Source organism: Pannonibacter anstelovis, assembly GCF_036881715.1.
Lineage (GTDB): Bacteria > Pseudomonadota > Alphaproteobacteria > Rhizobiales > Stappiaceae > Pannonibacter > Pannonibacter anstelovis.
The window spans coordinates 16082-35481 of the sequence record NZ_JBAKBF010000005.1 but is presented as its reverse complement, the minus strand read 5'-3'; the positions used below and the strand labels follow the sequence as shown (position 1 = coordinate 35481).

Sequence of the window (19400 nt, the reverse complement as noted above, 5' to 3'; positions counted from 1 at the left end):
CATGACCAAGCCGTCGTTCACCACCTATGAGCGCCTCGCCCCCGGCGGGGCGCCTGCCCCCCTCGTCCTCGCCTTTCATGGCACGGGCGGGGATGAGCACCAGTTTGCCGGGCTTTCGGCGGAGCTTTTCCCTGAGGCGGCCCTCCTCAACCCCAGAGGCGATGTCTCGGAAGGCGGCGCCCTGCGCTTCTTCCGCCGCACCGGCGAAGGCGTCTACGACATGGCGGACCTCGCAGCCCGCACGGACCAGATGGCAGCCTTCATCGCGGATCAGACGGCGCGTCTCGCACCGTCGAAAGTCTTTGCTTATGGCTATTCCAACGGCGCCAACATTCTGGCGAGCGTTGCATTCCTGCGGCCGGATCTGTTCAGCGCCATCGCGCTGCTGCATCCGCTCATTCCCTTCACCCCGAAGGAAAACGCAGCCCTCTCCGGCCTGCCGGTCTTGATCACCGCTGGCCGCCATGACCCCATCTGCCCCGCGCCTCTCACCCAGTCGCTGGCAGACTGGTTCACGGACCAGAGGGCAGCTGTGGAACTGGTGTGGCACGATGGCGGCCACGAGCTGCGTCAGGGCGAAGTCCAGGCGCTTGCCACCTTCGCAGGCACTCATCTCTGACAAGACTTGCCGGACGGCGTATCAACGCGCCGCCCGGCAGCATCCCTCAGGCTTCTTGTGAGGGCTTTTCCAGCGCCTCTTCTGGCCATTCCTCCGGCCAGCTAACCACATGGTTCTCGTAATCCTCGATCTCGATCCCCACTTCCGTCACCGTACGGCCGGAAACCGAGATGCCCGCAAGATGCACGGTCTCCGGTGTGCCGGAGACCAGCGGGTGCCACCAGGCAAGATCCTCTCCGTCCCGCACCAGGCGATAGGCGCAGGTTGGCGGCAGCCATGTCAGCGTCCGCACTTCAGCCGGGGTCAGCTGGATGCAATCAGGCACGGTGTCCGTCCGGTTCGCATAGTCGCGGCAGCGGCAGGTCGTGCCGTCCAGAAGCTCGCAAGCCACATCTGTCCAGACAATTGCGCCTGTATCCCAGTCCTCCAGCTTGTTGAGGCAGCAGCGGGCACAGCCGTCGCACAGCGATTCCCATTCGGTCTGCGTCATTTCCTCCAGAGTTTTTGTTTTCCAGAAGGGCGCATTTCCGGGGTTTTCCGCTTCGGTCATTGATTTCATGTTCGCTTTCGGCTTCCCTTGCGGGACAGGGTATGTCACTCGATAGTCTCCTTATCACCATCTGCAGGGCACAGGTAGCTTGCGGTGACGTCGGACCAGCACAACGGCAACGGAAGCCCGCCGGAGAACGGCAGCGAACCGGAAGTAAGCAGCTCTTCTGAGGCTGCAGCGGCGGAGGCTGGCCAGCAGGATGCGGCGGCCGCTGGAATACACGCACCGTCAGAAACCGTCCCGCCTGCGGTCCAATCGCCTCCTGAAGAGCCCCCCAGGCAGCCTTTCGCGACCCGGCCATACCGGTCTCTGCCCGCCATTCTCATGTCCCTTGACGCCTGGCTGGATACAGCTCTGTGGCGCAGCTGGCAGATCATCACGGATAGCTGGGATGCCTATTCGAGGTTTCTGCGCCGTTTCCGGGCTCGCGGCCTCTGGCGCGGTATGGCAGAACTCGGGTCGGATGGTTTCACTTTCGGCCTTCTCGGCTTCATCATCCTGCTCACCTTCGCCCAGCCTGCCTTTGAGGCGACACGCGTGGCGGACTGGCGCACGACGGACGACTTCGCCGTCACCTTCCTCGACCGCTTCGGCAAGGAAGTGGGCCGGCGCGGCATCGTTCTCAATGACACGGTCCCTCTCGATGAGATCCCGGATATCCTGATCAAGGCGACACTTGCGACCGAGGACCGCCGGTTCTTCGAGCATTTCGGTATTGATGTGCTGGGCACCTCCCGCGCCATGGTGGAGAATCTGCGTGCCCGCACCGTCGTGCAGGGCGGTTCCTCGCTCACCCAGCAGCTTGCGAAAAACCTCTTCCTCTCAAACGAGCGGACCCTGGAGCGCAAGATCAAGGAGGCCTTCCTCGCCTTCTGGCTTGAAGCCAACCTCTCCAAGCGCGAAATCTTGAAACTTTACCTGGACCGCGCCTACATGGGTGGCGGTGTGTTTGGCGTCACGGCGGCCTCCGAGTTCTATTTCCGCAAGAATGTCCGGGAGCTGACGCTTGCCGAGGCCGCCATGCTGGCAGGCCTTTACAAGGCCCCGACAAAATATGCCCCGCACATCAACCTGCCCGCTGCCCGCGCCCGCGCCAACGAGGTGCTGAGCAACATGGTGCAGGCGGGCTTCATGACCGAGGGCCAGGTCATCGGCGCGCGCCGCAATCCTGCTGTTGCCGTAGACCGGTCGCAGGATCAGGCGCCTGACTTCTACCTTGACTGGGCCTTCAACGAGGTCAAGCGCCTTGCGCGCCGCCATCCAGCGCTGGCGAGAGACCGAATCGTCACCGTCCGCACCACGCTCGACCCGGCGCTGCAAAGGGAGGCTGAGCAGTCCGTCGATGCGATCATGCGCCAATTCTCGGAAGAACGCCGCGCCCGCGAGGCAGCCATTGTCGCCTTGGTGCCCGACGGAGCCGTTCGGGCCATGGTTGGCGGCAGGGACTATGGTGCCAGCCAGTTCAACCGCGCCGTGGACGCTCTTCGCCAGCCTGGCTCCTCTTTCAAGCCTTTCGTCTACATGACAGCCTTCATGAATGGCTATTCCAAGGACAGCATCGTTCCGGATGCCCCTGTTTCCATCGGAAACTGGAGCCCGCGCAACTATTCACGCGGTTACGCCGGCCCGATCACGCTGAAGGAAGCCCTCACCCGGTCGATCAACACCATTCCGGTCCGCCTCTCCATTGCCATCGGCCGCCCTAAGATCATCGAGATGTCCTATCTGATGGGCATCAGTCATGAGCTGCAGAATTCAACATCGCTGGCGCTCGGCTCTTCGGATGTCTCTGTCATCGACATGGCGGCAGGCTATTCGGTGTTCGCCAACGGCGGCTATAAGGCAACGCCCTACACTATTCTGGACGTGCGCAACTCTGAGGGCACTGTTCTTTATGACCGCTCCCGTCATGAGCCCGCGCCCCAGCGCATTCTGCCGGAGGAGAAGGTCTTCGAAATGAATGACATTCTCGTCAACGTGGTGGAGCGCGGCACCGGAAGGCGCGCCCTGCTGGACGGCGTTGTGGCAGCGGGCAAGACCGGCACCACCTCGGCCTACCGCGATGCCTGGTTTGTCGGCTACACCGGCAACTTCACCGCTGCCGTCTGGGTGGGTAATGACGATTTCTCCGGCACAAACAACGTTACCGGCGGCACGCTTCCGGCCATGATCTGGCAGCGCTTCATGGCCTATGCCCATGAAGGCATCGAAATCCAGCCCATACCCGGCGTCGATGCCGCCAAGATCAAGCCGGCCAAGCAGCTGGCTGCCAGACCGGAGGTGGCCGGCACCAGCAGCCAGCCGCGTATTCTCAACAGCCGCTCGCTGGCTGTGATCACACAAATCGGCGACGCACTTGCAGCCATTGGCCAGACAGCCAGTGCAGGTGGTATCGGAAGCGACGGGACGGGCCAGCCATGAACGCCCGTTTCGAAGCAGGACCGGATTTGAACTGGAAAGAGGTGGAAACACCAGCCGTCCTGTCACGCCGCAAACCACACCCGCTCTGGCGGGCCTTCACCATCACGCTGCTGTTCGCCGGTGCGCTCATCATCGGCGTTGGCTCAGCCTATCTCGCCCTCAGCCGGGAAGATTTTTTCCAAAGCGTGCGCATCGGTGTCTGGGGCGCGCATCCGCTTGCCGGGACGCCGGATGCCGATCCCTATTCCGCAGCCATTTTTGCCCGGCTGGGGCGTGTTCCCCTGGCCTCAGGTGAAGGTGTCGCCTTCATCGCAAGGGAAACATCCGGGGGCCGTCCTCTCCGCCCGGGATGCACCTATCTGATTTCAGGCCTCACGCCATCTGCACGCCTGTGGACGCTGACGTCAGCTGATGGTGAGGCGCGTCTTGTCCCAGTGCCGATGGACCGGCTCTACCTCGACAGCAACCAGATCCTGCGCAAACCGGACGGCTCCTTCGACATCACCGCTTCTGCTCGCCCGGCGCCCGGAAACTGGCTGCCGACTGGCAATGGCGAGGGGCTTTCCTTCATCCTGCGCCTCTATGATGCCCCAATCACCACGGGTTCGTCCCTCGCCGGCCTGACCATGCCAGCAATCACAGAGGTCTCCTGCCCATGAGCAGCGTCATCTCCGGACCTCGCAGTTTGACACGCCTCTTTGGCTTCGGATCCGGGCGCGTCCGGGCGGCCCTGCCCCGGTTCTTTCTTTGGCTGCTGGCGATGCTGCTGATTGGCGGCATCATCCATATTTTTGTCGTTCTGACTGTTCCCGGCCATGTGCGTGCAAAGGCATTTGCCGAGTTGCGTCAGCTTGGCCCGGACCGCGTTTTCCACGTCCTGCCGCCCATTACCGGCGGCGCGGAACTGGCGCCAATGCTGGACCCGGCCATGCGCCATGCCGTTTGCTGGTTCCGCCTGGAGGACGGCCCCCTGTCTCTTGCGGCCAATGTGGACTCACCCTTCTGGTCCATGGCTCTGTTTAACGGGCGCGGAGAAGTGGTCTACAGCCTCAACAACAGGACGTCTGGCTCAGGCGCACTTGCCATGCTGGTTCTCACGTCAAGCCAGCTGTCGATCCTGCGTGAGAACCCGCCGGAAAACCTGGATGAGATGATCGTGATCGAGACCGATCAGAACGAAGGCTTCGCCCTCCTGCGCGCCTTCGTGCCGGACGCGGCTGCAGAGCCGGTCCTTGCAGATGAGCTGGGCGCTGCGAAATGCGTAGACTTCTCAACGCCTGAGAAGTGACTTCAATTGCGCAGGAGCAGGCTTACTTTTGATCTGCGGGGCGCTCCAGTCCCCAGTTCTTGTAGATGCGCGAACGCTTCAGATCTTCAGGTGTATCGAAGCGGTTCTCCGCCGTGCAGCCGCTTTCCGCCAGCCGCACCACCCCTTCCAGTTCCTTGATCGCCCTGTTTGTGTCCCAGAGACGTGAACCGGATGGTGTCTCGATCTCGAAATGGTCTGCCGCCGTCTGATAGGCTTGAATGCGGAAACGCAGCGCCTGTGCCACCCAGCCGGTGTAGGCCCGGTTTTCCCACACTCGGGCATTGGCCCCCTCGAACGTGTCCTGTGTCAGGATATCGCGCCGCGACACCGCAGCCAGGCGCTCCCGGTCGGCAGCCTCCACGCGCGTTGCCACCTCGCAGAACGGCGGCACCAGTTTCGCGTCACCGCGCGCATCTGCGGCAATGCGGTCAAACCGCGCCTCGCTGGAATTGAACCTTTCTGACCCGAGGAACACCGAATAAAGCGTCACCGGCACCTTGCCGTCCTTTTCCGGCAGCAACCGTGTACGAGACAGTTCCACCTTGGTGCCGCCGATCCAGTCCCTTGCCCAGGGCGGACGGATCAGCCCCCAGCCAAGGTCCCGCAACAGCTTTTCATCGTCCGTGAGAATAAACTCCGACACCGGTTCGCCGCGCACCCGCGCTGCCAGCTTTCCCGCTTCAGGCATGAGCGTGTCATGGATGACGGAAGGCTGTGCCCTGCCGAAATCTCCGGTCGGCCTGCTGCACCCTGCCGTCAGCATGGCGCAGCACATCAACGGCAGAACAGCAGAACGCAGAGCGCTCCAGCGCGTCCATAGGGACCGGATCTCAACGCAGGGCGGCCGGGCACGGTTTGCCCTGGTATTGGTCATGCTGGCGTTCCCTGGCCATGGGCGGCGGCAGGCACGCCCCGCGCGTTACTCCGCCTCGGGCGCAGCCTGTCCGGCTGGTACTCCGATGGTCCCGATTCGGGCGGCAAGATCAAGCGCTTCCCGCTCGATACGCACGCCCGGGAACATCACGACAACGTCTTCCTGTGAAACAGGCACTTGCACGCCCGCCGTCTTGCGCAGCGGCCGCCGTGGTGCCATGCGGAAATCAAGCACGTACCCCATCGCTTCCTCCATCAACATAGCACCGGCGAAAGGCGCGGGCGGTTTCAGGACTGTGGACACATATGCTGGTTTTCAAAGTAACGCCCGGTCAGGGTTAACAGACTGCTAACGGTTTACGTCTAATTTTAGCCACTGGATCGGGAGTAGCCTGTCCGTCCTTGTATTGAGTATCTGGCTGTAGCGGCGCGTATCATGTCATCAGTTCCGCCTGGTCGCGGTCCCAATTTCCTGAGCAGCAATCCGGATCTCACCCGGCGCGAACGCTTGTTACTGGCAGCTACCGAGCTGTTTGTGGCCCGCGAGCGGCACGACCGGCAGGAAATCCGCGCCTTCGGCGAGCTTGCGGTCAATCTTTATGAGGGAACCGATGTGGCAGACCGGCGCCGCATCGCCTGCCTTGCTGCCCGAGCCAATGATATTCCGGCTGAGTTTCTCGATCTTCTCGCCCGCGATGCAGACGCGCTCGTCGCTTATCCGATTGTTCTCCATGCGGCGATGATCAGCACACAGGCGCAGCTTCTCATTGCAGAACGGGGACCGGAGAGTCTGCGCCGCGCCTTGATCCGCCGTGAGGATCTCGTCCCCGCAGCACAAACCGTGCTCGCCCGCAACGCGGATGCTCAGTCGCTTCAGCAGCTTCTGCCCCGCATTGATCTTGCAACCCGCTCAGAAATCCTAGCAGCTCTCAGCGAACGCGCCGATGTCATGGCTGTGATCGGCCCGGATCTTGCCGCTCGAGCCCTGCTGCCGACCACGCTTCTGCTCGCCAATTTTCCGTTCCTGGATCATGCAAACCGCCTGCTTGCCATTGGTGCTGCCGAACTGCGCGCCCTTGGCAACCTGACCCGGCAAGGCGGCAAGCGCCCGCCACGTCCGGCTTTCAAGCCCGCCTTGCTGCAACGGCTGCGTGAGACTGCCCTGTCTGGTGGCCATGAAGCGTTCGCCGAAGGGGTTGCCTATGCGCTGGGACTCGACACCGAATTCGCCCTGTATCTGGCAACCGACGAACAGGGGGAGGCCCTGACGGTCTGTCTGAAGGTTCTCGGCTTCGACAGTGAAAGCGCAACTGCAATGCTGGTGCGCCTTGGCGGTACCACGCTTGATCTTGCACGCCTGCGCAAGCTTCAGCACCTGTTCGAGAACATGTCCCTTGATGCGGCAGATTGCCTGCTGACCAGCTGGCGCCACAGGAGCGAAATCATCGAGGGAGAAATTCAGCAGTCCGCAGCTGCACGGCTTCTCCAGCCGGGGGGCGCCCGCGCAGGCCAGCGCCCTCAGGATGTTGCCCGCCCTGGCGAACGTCCTCTGCCAACCCACCGGCCCGCACCGCGCTCCGTGCCTTCGACGCGCCGCATCACCGGCAACTGACAAGGAAAGCAGGGTCAACGCCCGTAGTTCACCGCCCCGGCAGTGAGTTCGCCATAGCGGCCCGGTGTCATGCCCGTTTGCTTCCGGAAGGCCCGCGTCATATGGCTCTGGTTGGCGAAGCCGCAGGCAGCGGAAACCCCTGCCGCCGTTTCCCCTGCCCGCAGCAGCTGCTTGGCCAGATGGATCCGCTGCATCATCACCCACTCACTGGGTGCCATGCCGCGCGCCAGCTTGAACATGCGGTGGAAATGAAACACGGAAAGGCCCGTCAGCGCGGCAAGGTCTTCCAGATGGATCACACTGTCCATGTGGGCCCGCACCCATTCATCCACCCGCCGCAGCTGATGCGGGCTAAGCCCGCCCTTCAGCACAGGTGCGCCACGCGTAAGATGCGCCACCATTGCGGCAAAGGCTTCATCAGCCTTCAGCGTATCTTTTGCCAAGGCTGCCCCGGCCATATGCAGCAGCGGCGCCGCGATGGAAGGCGCTGCAACAAAGGTTTCATCCCTCAGGTCCAGCCGCCGGGCGTCGCAGTCATGCACTTGTGCAAAGGCTGCTCTCAAGGCCTTGTCGCTGACGTAGAGATGCACGAAGCGGAAAGGCTCTGTGATCTTCCAGTCTGATGCCTCCCCTTCCGGCATCACGCAGACTGCCCCCTGCCAGCCGGGCAAAGCGCCCTTGTCGAGCCGTGACGTGCCCGTTCCGCCCTGCAGATAAAGGCTGAACGTGTGCCGCTCCGGCGCCTCATAGGACACTTCGTCGTCATGGTTCTCCCAGACCGTCACCGAGCGCTCAGCCCCCATGCACAGATGGGCGGCCGCAAGCGCGGTGGCGGATTGGCTGAGGAAATCGTGAACGGTTGGGCGCATGAACACTGCTTACATCATCGGCGGCCTGTAAGGCAGAGGCTGGATGGAGAATACCGCAAGATCGTGCAAGCCGGGTTCCTGTTTGAGGCGTAACACGGGCAGGCAAGGAGCCTGTCCATGACCAACATTCTGCTTTTCGCCTCTACCGTCTTGCTCTGGGGAACCACCTGGATCGCCATTGCCTTCCAGATTGATGCTGCGCCCGTCCCTGTCTTCGTCTCGATCTTTCACCGCTTTGCGCTGGCTGCCCTCGTCATGGTGGCAGGACTGGCGCTGATGGGCCGCCTGCGCCGCCCCCGTGTCTGGCGTTTTGTGTTCGCGCAGGCGCTTTGCCTGTTCTGCTGCAACTTCATCGCGCTTTATACGGCAACGACGCTCATCCCTTCCGGCCTCGTTTCTGTGATCTTCTCGCTGGCCTCGCTCTTCAATGCGGTGAATGCGCGGATCTTCTTCGGCGACAGGATCACGCCGCGCACCCTGCTTGCCGCAGCGCTCGGTGCCTGCGGGCTGCTGCTTCTGTTCTGGCACGATTTGACGGTCGACTTCGACATCTCCGTGCTGAAGGGTATCGGCTGGGCGGCGCTCGGCACCTGCTTCTTCTCGCTGGGGAACATGGCCTCCCGGCGCAACACGGCAGAGGGCGTTACGCCGGTCACGGCCAATGCGTGGGGCATGAGCATTGGCGCCATTGCCTTGATGGTGATCATCTATGCCACCGGCAACACGCTGGTAACCCCACTCTCTTCGACCTATTGGCTTGCCGCCGGGTACCTCGCAGTCTTCGGCTCCGTGGCAGGTTTCACAGCCTATCTGATGCTTGTGGCACGCATCGGCTCTGCCAAGGCTGGCTATGCCACGGTGCTGTTTCCAGTCATCGCCCTTGCTGCATCCAGCCTGTTTGAAGGCTATCAGTGGACGCCTGAGGCCATCGCCGGTCTTGCGCTGACCGGTCTCGGCAATCTGGTGATGTTCACGAAGGTCAGCCTGCGTCCGGCGAGAGCCGTGGCGTGACGGCGGCGGGCGTCTGTCTCTCTCCCCGCAGCCTTGAGGTCAGGCGCCCGTATCCACCACCTGCAACAGGTCCGTACCGCCCTTGCTTTCGATTTCGACGACCCAGAAATCCGGGTCCATACGCTTTTCGCTCTCAAGGCGCGCCTGTGCGTCCTCGCGCGTTCCTTGTGAGATCAGCAGTTCGAAAGCCCGGTCATCGGCCGCCGTATCCATGAAGGCCTGCGGCGCCGGACCATAGAGATCGACCGTGCCGTCCATCCGGTCCACCAGCACGAAGACAACCCCGGCTTCCTCTGCGCCCTTGCGGGTGGTCGCGGCAAAGCCTCCGGCCGTGAACACCTGCCGCACCAGCGCGCTGACGAAAAACCTGGATGTAAGCCGCGGCATGCGCATGTCCTTCCTGCGGGCTGGCCCGCAAGGCAGGCCCGGTTATCCCTCGAACGGAATCCCTGTGAATTCTTCGAGCTCACGAATAAGCGAGGGGGACACCTGTCCGGTGATGGCGAGCCCCCGGTCCAGCTCGAAGCGCTGAATCGCATTGGCGGTGTTGTCGCTCATCATGCCGTCTGCCCGCAAGGGGCCATAACCAAGTTCCGACAGAAGCCTCTGCACCTTCGCAAGCTGCCCGCCGCCACTATCTGCAACCTGCGCTGCACTGCTCACCTCACGGGGGGGCACGGGCACAGTGCCTGTTGCCGCCGGAAGCGGCACATTGCGCACCGGTTGCGCCTGTTCCACAAGGGCCGCAATCGTTGCCGGGGCGGCGGCCGGTGCTGGCCCCGTCAAGGCGGCGCTGCTGCGGTGTGCGGCGCTGGCGAAGGGGGATGGCCTTGGCAGGGGCACAGAACCGCCTCCGCCGCCGGCAGCAGCCCGTTCCACCAGGTCCTCGGTTTCCATCAGCAGCCGTGCCAGCAGGGCGCTGCTCACCTCGCCAGTCTCGGGAAGTCCTGCAAGAATTTCGTAGCGCCTGACAGAGCGTTCAGTTGCAGGCCCCACCATGCCGTCCAGAAGCCCCTCATAGAGGCCGAGACGGCGCAATTCGGTCTGTACGTCCAGAACCAGCGTCGAAACCGCCTGCGGCATCACCACACGGTTCTCCTGCGGCACCGCCTCACTCTGGCGCTCGCGCGTTACGACCAGCGGCGCCGGGTGGCGGCCCGGCTGCAGGCCAACTGCATTGGCAATGATCAGGCATCCGGTCAGCGCCATGACGATTGAACCGCCAGCCGCGACGGGATTGTCCATCGCGGCCGTGCCCATGCGGGCAACCAGCCCCTCGCGGGGTGGCGGTTCAGGGTCAACTCGCTTGCGTGCCATGCGCTCCAGTCCGCTCTCCGCTTTCCGGCCTCAGGCCACCGTTCGCACCGGCAGATGAGCTGCCTTGCGTGGTGTGTTTGTTTTTGCCCCTGCCGCGCAGGGCGGCAGAAGAACCGTCATGCTTGTTCCATTGCCCCGTGTCGCATCTACGCGGAAGGTTCCCCCGTGCAGCTCGGCGAGACCTCTCACCAGGGAAAGGCCAAGTTGCTCACCGGGTAGCGGTTCTGGCTGCCCGCGCCGCGAAGCCGCACCTGCATCTGGCAGCGTTCCGGTTGCCGTTACACGGAATTCCGCACCATTTCCAAGATGCCGGGCCAGAAGCTCGACCCGTCCTCCGGACTGCGCCGACTTCACGGCATTTGAAAGAAGATTGATCACGATCTGGCGGCAAGCCACCTCATCTGCTGCAAAGCTCCCAAGCGCCGGATCGATTTCGCTGACCAGCGCAGCATTGCGCAGCCGCGCCTCATCTGCTGCCATCCGCACACAGTCCTGAAGGCAGGCGACAAGATCCGCTTCAGCCCTGCTGCCGGGCTTGAGAGGAACCGCCGGCTTTTGCTGCCCGGAAATCATCCCGTCCACCACACCGAGCAGATGTGTGCTCGAAGCATGGATGAGGTCAGCATAGTCGCGCCTGCGGGCAGCGTCGCTCAGACTGTCCGGCCGCTCCCGCAACACTTCGGAAAAGCCAGCTATCGCAGTCAGCGGCGCACGCAATTCATGCCCGGCTTCAGCAACAGTGCGCGACAGGTGCTCTTCGGCAGATCCCGCATTGCTGTTGCCTGCCGCTTCCCGCAGCACTGCAAGCACACGGCCCGACCTGTCTCTTGCGTCACTGCGCGAGGCCGGGCGGCATTCGATCAGGACGCTGCGGTAGTCGGCCGTTCCCGCCTCACCTGGACGGTTCCGGCCTTGCCGCAGCCGCACCTCAAGGCTCATGGAACAGCGGTCCCGCTCCACATCGGACACCATCTTCAGGAAGCCAGGCCGGTCCGCCACATGCAGCCGCTGGAACAGCCCCTCCCGCTGAACCTGCCGCGCGCTGGCGCCAAGCAACGTCTCGCAGGAGCCGCCAATGGAGATCACGTCCCCGCCTTCACCCAGCAGCGCCACCATGCCGCTGGCCTCGTCATTGACCATCTTCAGGCGGCTCTCAAGATGGCGGAACAAGCCCTCGCCGCGCTGCTGTTCGCGCGCAATCTTGACGCCCATCATCATGGCATAGGCAAGAGCGCCGCCAGAGGAAACGGCAAGTGCAGCTTCCGGGCTGCCTGCCAGAGCATAGACAGGCGCAACGGCTCCCAGCAGAGCCAGAAGCCCCACCTCGGCAATGCAAAGCGCTGTCACATAGAGAATCGCCCGCCGGTCGGACGTCAAGGCTGCCTCGACAGGTGCCAGGATGAGCCAGATCAGCGCGAAGGAGGCAATTCCGCCCGTTATGGCGGCAATTCCACCAATGAACAGCGCAAAGACCGCGGCAGACGCGGCCTGTGCCACCGTGAGATTGCCCGTGCGCGACAGGAACAGCGCCAGCGGCCATTGAGCCAGAGCCCAGCCGAGAATCAGCGTCAGGGGCAGCGAGGCCGGGCCGGCGACAGCGAGATGCAGCGGAAACAGAAGCAATGCGGCCGAGCCTGTGACCAGATTGGCCGTGATGAAGGCCTTGTGGCGCGGCGCGCGCAGCTCATCCCCTTCGACGGACGGATGAACCAGTCCCTCGACAAAACGGGCTATGGGCTGGCCATAGATGGTTAGGAACCTGGATACGCTACGCAACACACTCACCACGGGACCGGTAAGCCCGGTACCTCCAGTTTCTCGTTACCTGATTTTTCGCGCGGATCACTTAAGGAACGTTGAAGGCGGATGGAAACTCCTCAAAAGGCCGGGCAAAAAAACACCATTTCCGCACAGCCCCTTGGCTCAATCCCGTTCAAATTTGAATCAAAGTAGCCGAAAAATATATTCAACATTCTGTTTTCTTTGAAGAAAATCGCCTCCCGGAGAGAAACGCCGCTTTTGGATGTACCGGTTATTGTCGTGCCATAACAAAACCGTCAGCCCATGGCACGGAGACTGGCGGAACCGGAAAACTGAAGGGTAGCGCAATGTTCTTCCTCGTCAGGAAAGCCTTCTGGCTTGTCTTGGTGCTGGCGATGGTGCCGTTCTTCGCCGGCAAGGAGCAGGCGGGCGGCTTCAACGTCGACCCTGTGGCGGCTTTCATGGCCGCTCAGGCAACCGTAAGCGATCTCACAGGCTTCTGCGGCCGCAATCCGCAAGCCTGCGAAACCGGTGGCGAGGCCCTTGCGGCCATCGGCGCCAATGCCCGCGACGGTGCGAAGCTGGTCTACCAGTATTTCGACGCCGCAGAGGCAGGAAGTGGAACAGACGATCCTGCGCTGGCAGCGCACCCTGCCCACGGTGACGTGACCAGCTCCATTCCAGCCCCGGATGGCACATCCGGCGGTGAACTCAGCATCCCGTCGTGGCATCTGCCTGCGCCGGAGATCGCACAGCAGAATTCCTCCGTTCCGGAGGCCTCCTTTGGGCCGGTGCCACGGCCCAATCCCAGGTCAGTCCCCCGGGTCTGACCGACCCTGCTGCGGCACCGGGCCTGTCATTCCGGACCGCGGTGGTTTGCGCCCGCATGACCGGACCGGTCCCCCGTCCTGACCCGGGGCCGGACTGGAGAGACGGAAAAACTCGGTGGCCATGCCGCCGCGCCGCAAGTGGATTGCTGCCCCTTCCACTTGCGGCGTCTTTTTTCCCGCCGCCACGATGGGCACCCTTGCCTGATGGGCCGCAACGTCTATATCTGCCGACCTGACGTGCTCCAGAAAGCGGAACCCCGGCACATGACCGCCAGTCTTGACGAAATCCTCGAAAACTTTGAATTCATCGATGACTGGGAAGACCGCTACAAATATGTCATCGAACTGGGCCGCGCCCTGCCCGCCTTTCCTGATGACCAGCGCACGGAAGACAACAAGGTGCGCGGCTGCGTGTCCCAGGTCTGGCTGGTGACCCAGGTCACGCGCGGCGAGGATGGCAGTGCCATTCTTACCTTCCTTGGCGACAGCGACGCCCTGATCGTGCAGGGTCTTGTCGCCATCGTTCTTGCCGCCTTCTCGGGCCATTCGGCCAAGGAGATTCTTGCCACCGATGTTGACGCGATCTTTGCCCGCATCGGCCTCAAGGATCATCTCACGCCACAGCGCTCCAACGGCCTGAAGTCCATGGTCCAGCGCATCAAGGACGACGCGGCCGCGGCTCTGACTGAGGTGTGAGCGCCGGGCTGGCGCATTTCCGGCGCGCTCTTTTTGCTTCCGCCATGCCGTAGTGGGACGCCAGAGCGGACAGGCCAATTCCAAGCACCACCTTTGCCGAGCGGACCGGCCAGCCCCGTTCCCGCTCGACTGTCTCCAGCCCCTTGAGCAGGCAGCAGACATCCACAAGCACGCCGCCAAGACCTAGGCCAACAGCATCCAGAGCCCGCTCCACCCGGAGCCGCGCAGCCATGACATTGTCGGTCATTTCCGGTCCCGAGGGACCACGCCCCGTATTGCGCCCGGCTCCGGCCTCCATTCGCCAGCCGCCGGACAGGTTCGGCATCATCGCTGCAAATGTATAGTCTTCCCGCAAGCGTTCACCTGCCTCAAACTGAGATGGCGTCAGCATCGCCCGGCCCTTGCCATCCTTTCTCCGCGCCAGCCAGGCAAGAGGGCTTTCCGACAGGTTGACGGTCACCCGGATCGGACCGCCAGCCTCTGCCTGCAGCGTCACCTGCTCACGGACCTGGTGCTGCTGCTGAAAGCCGTCCTGGCCACCGCTCAACAGTCTCCGCACATACAGTCGGCCTTCAGTCGAAAGCCTCAATGCGCCATCCGGCGCCTCGCGCGTCAGACCCAGATGCCGCAGCTCGTGGAGCACCCGCACTGTCACGATCATCTGCCGCCGTTTTCCGCCCGTCTCCAGGCGCCCCTCGAGCCGTACCGGAGCTTCCTCCTGACCGCTGCCGGACACGATGACAGCCCCTGTTGCAGCCAGAAACTTGAGAACCTTGCGCCCTTCCTCTGTCAACACTCTGCTCATCGGAATCCCTCCCACCGGGCCAGTCCGTAAACCGTCATGCCACCGGCAATCAGTTGCTCGATTTTCAGGAGAACGCCGTCCACATGAGGATCATCGCGCCGGTCCTCCCATTTGCGGCAGGCGTAGGCCACAGTGGAACGGTCCCGGCCATAGTAGTCGCCGACCTCGGCGCAGGAGAGGCCAAGGGCGACATGGGCCAGATACATCACCAGCTGCCGGGCATCGGCAATCAGCCGGACGCCACGGCGCTGACTGAGCAGCTCCGGCGGGCTGATGCCATAAACCTCCGCGACCAACCCCTCGATCATCAAAAGCCGGGCCATGACGGTTCTATTCCTCACCTCTCCCATCTGTCCCCCGTCACCACCCTGACGCTGCTGCCGGATAGAAGTCCTCGCTACGCACTCCATCACCAATCTCCCCGTGGGCTTCCCCGTTAGGCTTATATTCCTACATACTACGTCAGCAATCCGGGGTGAGGGATAAGTTTCCTAGCAACCATTAAGAGAGCGCAGATATCCGCCATTTCTCCCCGCCCCTGCCCGTTCAGCGATGATGGATAAATTCCTGACTGCCACTGCAGGCAGGACACCAGAGCCTGAGCATCTTCGAGGCGCGGCACGTCAGCATCGAAACCCTTGCCTGGCTGCAGCAGACGTGAAGGGAGCCCTGATGCCCAAACCACCCGTGCCAGACAGCTTGTTCTGGATGCGCCTTGCGCGTCTTGGGCTTGGATCAGGATTGCCTGAGCAAAATGGAGCACTCCACGGTGTCACACCCCTGCTCCGCAGCCTTGTAAGCGCCATGCGGGCGGAGCGGGCACGCTGCAGGCAAGGGCACTGGACAGGCGATCTCAACCGCCTCGCCGGGCTGCGCGCATCCTTCCGGATGTTATGGTCTCTGCGCCACACATGCCGCCACCGGTGAGCTTGCTCTATTTGCGGCTCAATTCTGGTAATTCCGGCTGGGCGGGCACCGGCTTTGCCTATGGAAGCATCAGCCGCAAAAGCAAAAGGCCGCTGCGGTTTCCCGCAGCGGCCTCGAAATCATGCCTGCAGAGCAGGGCTGCCAGTTACTTGACGCGCTTGCGCTGCTGACCCAGACCCATCTTCTTGGCCAGTTCAGAACGTGCAGCTGCGTAGTTCGGGGCAACCATCGGGTAATCGGCCGGCAGATCCCACTTCTCGCGGTACTCTTCCGGGGTCATGTCGTAGTGCGTGCGCAGGTGACGCTTCAGCGACTTGAACTTCTTGCCGTCTTCCAGACAGATGATGTAGTCCGGCATGACCGACTTCTTGACCGGAACGGCCGGCTTCAGCGGCTCCGGCTCCGGCTCGACCTGGGCGCCCGACGTGCGCTGCAATGCACCGTAAACTTCATTGATCAGGCTGGGGAGCTCAGTTGCCGCTACAGTATTATTGCTCACGTAAGCGGAAACAATCTCAGCGGTCAGGTCGATCAGGTTTGCATCTACCGGCGTGTCAGTCATTTCTCACCCATCTCGTAAATTTGTCGCGTGTTCGCATTCCTGCACAAACCCAAGGTCTTCACAAATCGACGCTTAGCAGCACAAGCTTACTTGGGAAGCGCGACGGGAAAAATTTGATTCTTATGCAGATGCAACGTATTCGTGCTTATATAGATGCTTCATTCATTGGACAAGCCCTAACAAACAAGAAAAAAGTAAAACGGCTTGTTTTCAACGAAACAGCTCCGTTATCTGTAGTCCAAATTTGTCCATATTGTGGTAAAAACCCGCAGTAGTGCCGTCCAGTGGCGGCATTCCCGCATTCTAGGCAGGCTCAGCCTTTGGCTGCATCATACCCGGTTCTGCTAGTTTTAAGCAGGCTGACACTTGCCCAGACAAAAGTAAGGCCCGGCGCATAACACCAGGCCTTGCAACGAGCACTTGCCACTCCTGACAGGCTGGCAAACTCGTCAGGTTTTCTGTTGCTTCTTTCTCTGATCCAGAAGCGGCGCAAGGACATCCATTTTTGTTATCGCGCAGGGGCGGTATCCGGCTGCAAGAGCCGCCTTTGCGACCAGATGCGCAGAAATCGGGGCGGTCAGCAGAAAGAAAACCACACCTGCAATCGCCCTGGTAATCACATCCAGTTCCCCGGCGTGCAGGGCCAGCGCGATCAGCATCAGCCCGGACCCCAGGGTCCCGGCCTTTGACGCAGCATGCATACGCGAGAACACGTCGGGAAAGCGGATCAGGCCGAGTGCAGCCGCCGCCGCAAAGAGTGCCCCTGCAACAATGAGAAGACCACTTGCGATTTCGATTGCAGCGTTCATTTTCCGGCCTTTCTGCGGGCAAGATTTTCCTTCACTTCCGCGGAGATGGTGGGATCACCGACCTGCCCCCGGTTCAGGATGAAGCGCGCCAGCGCCACTGTGCTGAGGAAACCGACAAGGCCAAGCGTAATGGCAATGTCCACGTAGAGGTAAAATTCGGTTGCGATGCCAATCACGGCAATGAAACCGATAGCTGTCGCAACCAGCATATCGAGGGCTACGACCCTGTCCGGAAGGCTCGGGCCAAGGACGGTCCGCACGACGGTCACGGCGAAGGTGAAGACCAGCAGCACCAGAGAGATCTGGATGCAGACCGCCAGGAAGTTTTCGGCGAAAAGGTCAAGCGGGCTCAACGGAAGGCCTCCATGATCTTGCGTTCAAAACCGTTGCGGATGTCCGCAATGGTTCCTTCCGGGTCAGGCACGTCGATACAGTGGATGTAGAGCACCTTCCGGTCTTCAGAGACATCCACGGACAGCGTGCCCGGCGTCAGAGTGATCAGATTGGCCAGGAGCGCAATCTCGAAGTCGCTTTCGACAGTCAGGGGAAACGCAATGAAGCCCGGATTGAGCTCCAGTTTCGGGCGCACGACAATTCTTGCCACGCGCCAGGCCGAAATGACCAGCTCATAGAGGAACAGCAGGATCAGCCCTATGACGCGAGAGGCCCGGCGGAAGTATCCGCCCGTGTTGACCTGTTCCCGGATCAGATACAACGCCCCCAATCCCAGCACGTAGCCGAAGGCGAGATTGACCACCGAGAAGGAACCAGTCACCGCACCCCATGCGGCAGCCAGCAGGATATTGACGAGGAACAGGCCGCTCATGCTGCACCTCCGAAGACAGAGAGGAAGTAACCGGCCGGATCAATCAAGCCACCGGCGCCGCGCATGGCGATATTCATCAGCCACTCCGGCGCAAGTCCGAACAGGATGACGAGCGCCGTAAGCACACCGATTGGAATCCAGATAGCCGGAGACGCAAGGCCTGACGCCTGCCCGGTGACCACGGCAGTCCCGCCGCTGTTGAGTGCTATCCGGGTGCCGTCAGCTGTTCCCTCAGGCCCGCCACGCCAGAAAGCATAGATCCAGACCCTGCCCACGGCCATCGAGGTCAGGAAGCCGGTGACAAGGATGGCAGCCGCCAGCCAGGACCAGCCGGTCTCAAGTGCTGCATCAACCAGGATCAGCTTCGGCCAGAAGCCTGAGAAGGGCGGCAGGCCTGCAACGGCAAAGGCAAGGATCAGGAACACAGCCGCGAGGGCCGGGCTCTCGCCGTAAAGGCCACCCAGCTTGCGCAGATCATTGCTGCCGCAGATCGACGCCATCACACCGGCGGCCAGATAGAGTGCCGTCATGACGATGATCGAATGCACTGCATAGAAGATGGCACCGGAGATTGCCGCGGGTGTTCCCATGGCGAGACCCGCAAGCATCGAGCCAATGCCGGAAATGACCAGATAGCCGAGCAGACGCCGAAGGTCGGATTGCGCCAGCGCGCCGATGATGCCTATCAGCATGGTCAGGGCCGCCACCCAGGCGATCACCTCACTCATTTCGGCGCGGGCCACCGGCATCAGCATCACCATGACGCGCAGCAGCGCATAAACGCCGACCTTGGTCAGAAGACCGGCGAATATCGCCGAAACCGCGACACTGGGGGTATGGTAGGAGGCAGGCAGCCAGGCGTTTACCGGGAAGGCAGCTGCCTTCATGGCAAAGGCCAGAAAATACAGGGCACCAATGGTCATCACCGGACCGGAAGGCTCAGCATCTGCCAGCTTCATGCTGATATCGGCCATGTTCAGCGTGCCCAGATGTCCGTAAAGCAGGCCGGTGGCAATCAGAAAAAGGTTCGTGCCGATCAGGTTCAGCACACCGTATTTCACGGCGCCGTCCAGCTGTGCCCTGCTGTTGCCCAGCACGAGAAGACCATAGGACGAAATCAGCAGCACCTCGAACCAGACATACATGTTGAAGATGTCGCCGGTCAGGAATGCGCCGCAGGCGCCGGTCATGAGGAACAGCAGGAACGGATAGAACCCGTAGCGCCGCCCGGAGGTGTCAATGGTCCCTGCCCCATAGATGCCCGCGCACAAAGCGACGACCGAGGCAATGAAGGCAAGGGTTGCCCCCAGCGGATCGGCCGTGAAAGCGATGCCGAAGGGCGGCAGCCAGTTGCCCATCACCATGGTCACGACACCGGTCTTCAGCACATGCATCAGCAGCGCGCCGGTCGTCAGAACCAGAAGACCGAGGAAGAACAGCGCCAGCTTCGGCTGGAAGCTCGTGTTCTTGCGCATCACCAGGCAGAGCGAGCCGCCAATGATCGTCAGGATCGAAGGCGCGATGACGAGCCAGTCCGCAGCCGTTGCCGGCGTGGTGGTCATCGCCTGCGAAATATCAACCGAATAGGAAGTTCCGGCCATGG

22 protein-coding genes are annotated in these 19400 nt (G+C 62.1%); 8 read left to right on the top strand and 14 right to left on the bottom strand.

Annotation, left to right across the window (positions count from 1 at the left end):
* The first annotated feature begins 1 nt into the window (after position 1).
* Positions 2-619 (top strand): alpha/beta hydrolase, encoded by a 618-nt coding sequence (locus V6L75_RS09550; protein ID WP_334251284.1) that lies wholly within the window; start codon positions 2-4, stop codon positions 617-619.
* A 46-nt stretch (positions 620-665) separates the two neighbouring features.
* Here V6L75_RS09550 and V6L75_RS09545 read toward each other — a convergent pair whose 3' ends face one another.
* The gene (locus V6L75_RS09545; RefSeq protein ID WP_334251508.1) at positions 666-1169 is read right to left on the bottom strand and encodes a YcgN family cysteine cluster protein; all 504 of its coding nucleotides are present in this window, start codon (positions 1167-1169) and stop codon (positions 666-668) included.
* A gap of 324 nt (positions 1170-1493) precedes the next feature.
* On the opposite strand from V6L75_RS09545, the gene V6L75_RS09540 reads away from it, so the two are divergent.
* Genes V6L75_RS09540 through V6L75_RS09530 form a run of 3 tightly spaced genes read left to right on the top strand, consistent with a single transcriptional unit; the run spans position 1494 to position 4878 of the window.
* Positions 1494-3590, top strand: a complete 2097-nt coding sequence (locus V6L75_RS09540; protein WP_334251283.1) for a transglycosylase domain-containing protein — start codon at positions 1494-1496, stop codon at positions 3588-3590.
* A complete protein-coding gene (locus tag V6L75_RS09535) occupies positions 3587-4249 on the top strand; it encodes a DUF1214 domain-containing protein (RefSeq protein WP_334251282.1) in 663 nt (220 codons plus the stop codon). Before V6L75_RS09540 ends, V6L75_RS09535 begins: the two co-directional genes overlap by 4 nt.
* A gap of 26 nt (positions 4250-4275) precedes the next feature.
* A complete protein-coding gene (locus V6L75_RS09530; RefSeq protein WP_334251281.1) occupies positions 4276-4878 on the top strand; it encodes a DUF1254 domain-containing protein in 603 nt (200 codons plus the stop codon).
* 22 nt (positions 4879-4900) lie between these two features.
* Here the strand turns inward: V6L75_RS09530 and V6L75_RS09525 are convergent, their stop codons facing one another.
* Positions 4901-5587: a hypothetical protein gene (locus V6L75_RS09525; protein WP_334251280.1), complete on the bottom strand. Its 687-nt coding sequence runs from the start codon at positions 5585-5587 to the stop codon at positions 4901-4903.
* A 231-nt stretch (positions 5588-5818) separates the two neighbouring features.
* The gene (locus V6L75_RS09520) at positions 5819-6016 is read right to left on the bottom strand and encodes a hypothetical protein (RefSeq protein ID WP_334251279.1); all 198 of its coding nucleotides are present in this window, start codon (positions 6014-6016) and stop codon (positions 5819-5821) included.
* A 192-nt stretch (positions 6017-6208) separates the two neighbouring features.
* Here V6L75_RS09520 and V6L75_RS09515 point away from each other — a divergent pair, with 192 nt between their 5' ends.
* On the top strand, positions 6209-7384 hold the full coding sequence (locus V6L75_RS09515; protein WP_334251278.1) for a hypothetical protein: 1176 nt from the start codon (positions 6209-6211) through the stop codon (positions 7382-7384).
* Positions 7385-7398: 14 nt separating this feature from the next.
* Here V6L75_RS09515 and V6L75_RS09510 read toward each other — a convergent pair whose 3' ends face one another.
* Positions 7399-8253: an AraC family transcriptional regulator gene (locus V6L75_RS09510; protein ID WP_334251277.1), complete on the bottom strand. Its 855-nt coding sequence runs from the start codon at positions 8251-8253 to the stop codon at positions 7399-7401.
* 117 nt (positions 8254-8370) lie between these two features.
* On the opposite strand from V6L75_RS09510, the gene V6L75_RS09505 reads away from it, so the two are divergent.
* Positions 8371-9264, top strand: a complete 894-nt coding sequence (locus V6L75_RS09505; RefSeq protein WP_334251276.1) for a DMT family transporter — start codon at positions 8371-8373, stop codon at positions 9262-9264.
* A 39-nt stretch (positions 9265-9303) separates the two neighbouring features.
* Here V6L75_RS09505 and V6L75_RS09500 read toward each other — a convergent pair whose 3' ends face one another.
* Genes V6L75_RS09500 through V6L75_RS09490 form a run of 3 tightly spaced genes read right to left on the bottom strand, consistent with a single transcriptional unit; the run spans position 9304 to position 12357 of the window.
* Complete coding sequence (locus tag V6L75_RS09500) at positions 9304-9651, bottom strand: DUF1491 family protein (RefSeq protein ID WP_334251275.1); 348 nt, start codon at positions 9649-9651, stop codon at positions 9304-9306.
* Between the two features lie 42 nt (positions 9652-9693).
* Positions 9694-10581, bottom strand: coding sequence for a peptidoglycan-binding domain-containing protein (locus tag V6L75_RS09495; protein ID WP_334251274.1), 888 nt, complete (start codon positions 10579-10581; stop codon positions 9694-9696).
* 30 nt (positions 10582-10611) lie between these two features.
* Positions 10612-12357 (bottom strand): sensor histidine kinase, encoded by a 1746-nt coding sequence (locus tag V6L75_RS09490; RefSeq protein ID WP_334251273.1) that lies wholly within the window; start codon positions 12355-12357, stop codon positions 10612-10614.
* Positions 12358-12689: 332 nt separating this feature from the next.
* On the opposite strand from V6L75_RS09490, the gene V6L75_RS09485 reads away from it, so the two are divergent.
* Positions 12690-13172, top strand: a complete 483-nt coding sequence (locus tag V6L75_RS09485; protein WP_334251272.1) for a DUF5330 domain-containing protein — start codon at positions 12690-12692, stop codon at positions 13170-13172.
* A gap of 264 nt (positions 13173-13436) precedes the next feature.
* On the top strand, positions 13437-13868 hold the full coding sequence (locus V6L75_RS09480) for a SufE family protein (RefSeq protein ID WP_334251271.1): 432 nt from the start codon (positions 13437-13439) through the stop codon (positions 13866-13868).
* On the opposite strand, the gene V6L75_RS09475 is transcribed toward V6L75_RS09480, so the two are convergent.
* From V6L75_RS09475 to V6L75_RS09445, 7 genes are all read right to left on the bottom strand, one after another.
* On the bottom strand, positions 13831-14673 hold the full coding sequence (locus V6L75_RS09475; protein ID WP_334251270.1) for a DUF6456 domain-containing protein: 843 nt from the start codon (positions 14671-14673) through the stop codon (positions 13831-13833). The two genes, V6L75_RS09480 and V6L75_RS09475, sit on opposite strands and share 38 nt — an antisense overlap.
* On the bottom strand, positions 14670-14996 hold the full coding sequence (locus V6L75_RS09470; protein ID WP_334251269.1) for a helix-turn-helix domain-containing protein: 327 nt from the start codon (positions 14994-14996) through the stop codon (positions 14670-14672). Before V6L75_RS09470 ends, V6L75_RS09475 begins: the two co-directional genes overlap by 4 nt.
* A gap of 749 nt (positions 14997-15745) precedes the next feature.
* Positions 15746-16162: a Ros/MucR family transcriptional regulator gene (locus V6L75_RS09465; RefSeq protein ID WP_019962770.1), complete on the bottom strand. Its 417-nt coding sequence runs from the start codon at positions 16160-16162 to the stop codon at positions 15746-15748.
* A 449-nt stretch (positions 16163-16611) separates the two neighbouring features.
* Positions 16612-16971 (bottom strand): monovalent cation/H(+) antiporter subunit G, encoded by a 360-nt coding sequence (gene mnhG, locus V6L75_RS09460; RefSeq protein ID WP_334251268.1) that lies wholly within the window; start codon positions 16969-16971, stop codon positions 16612-16614.
* On the bottom strand, positions 16968-17324 hold the full coding sequence (locus tag V6L75_RS09455) for a cation:proton antiporter (protein WP_334251267.1): 357 nt from the start codon (positions 17322-17324) through the stop codon (positions 16968-16970). Before V6L75_RS09455 ends, mnhG begins: the two co-directional genes overlap by 4 nt.
* Positions 17321-17797 carry a Na+/H+ antiporter subunit E gene (locus V6L75_RS09450; protein ID WP_334251266.1) on the bottom strand — a complete coding sequence of 159 codons (477 nt, stop codon included), beginning with the start codon at positions 17795-17797 and terminating at the stop codon, positions 17321-17323. The genes V6L75_RS09455 and V6L75_RS09450 overlap by 4 nt, the downstream gene beginning before the upstream one ends.
* Positions 17794-19398: a Na+/H+ antiporter subunit D gene (locus tag V6L75_RS09445; protein ID WP_334251265.1), complete on the bottom strand. Its 1605-nt coding sequence runs from the start codon at positions 19396-19398 to the stop codon at positions 17794-17796. The genes V6L75_RS09450 and V6L75_RS09445 overlap by 4 nt, the downstream gene beginning before the upstream one ends.
* Positions 19399-19400 lie beyond the last annotated feature (2 nt).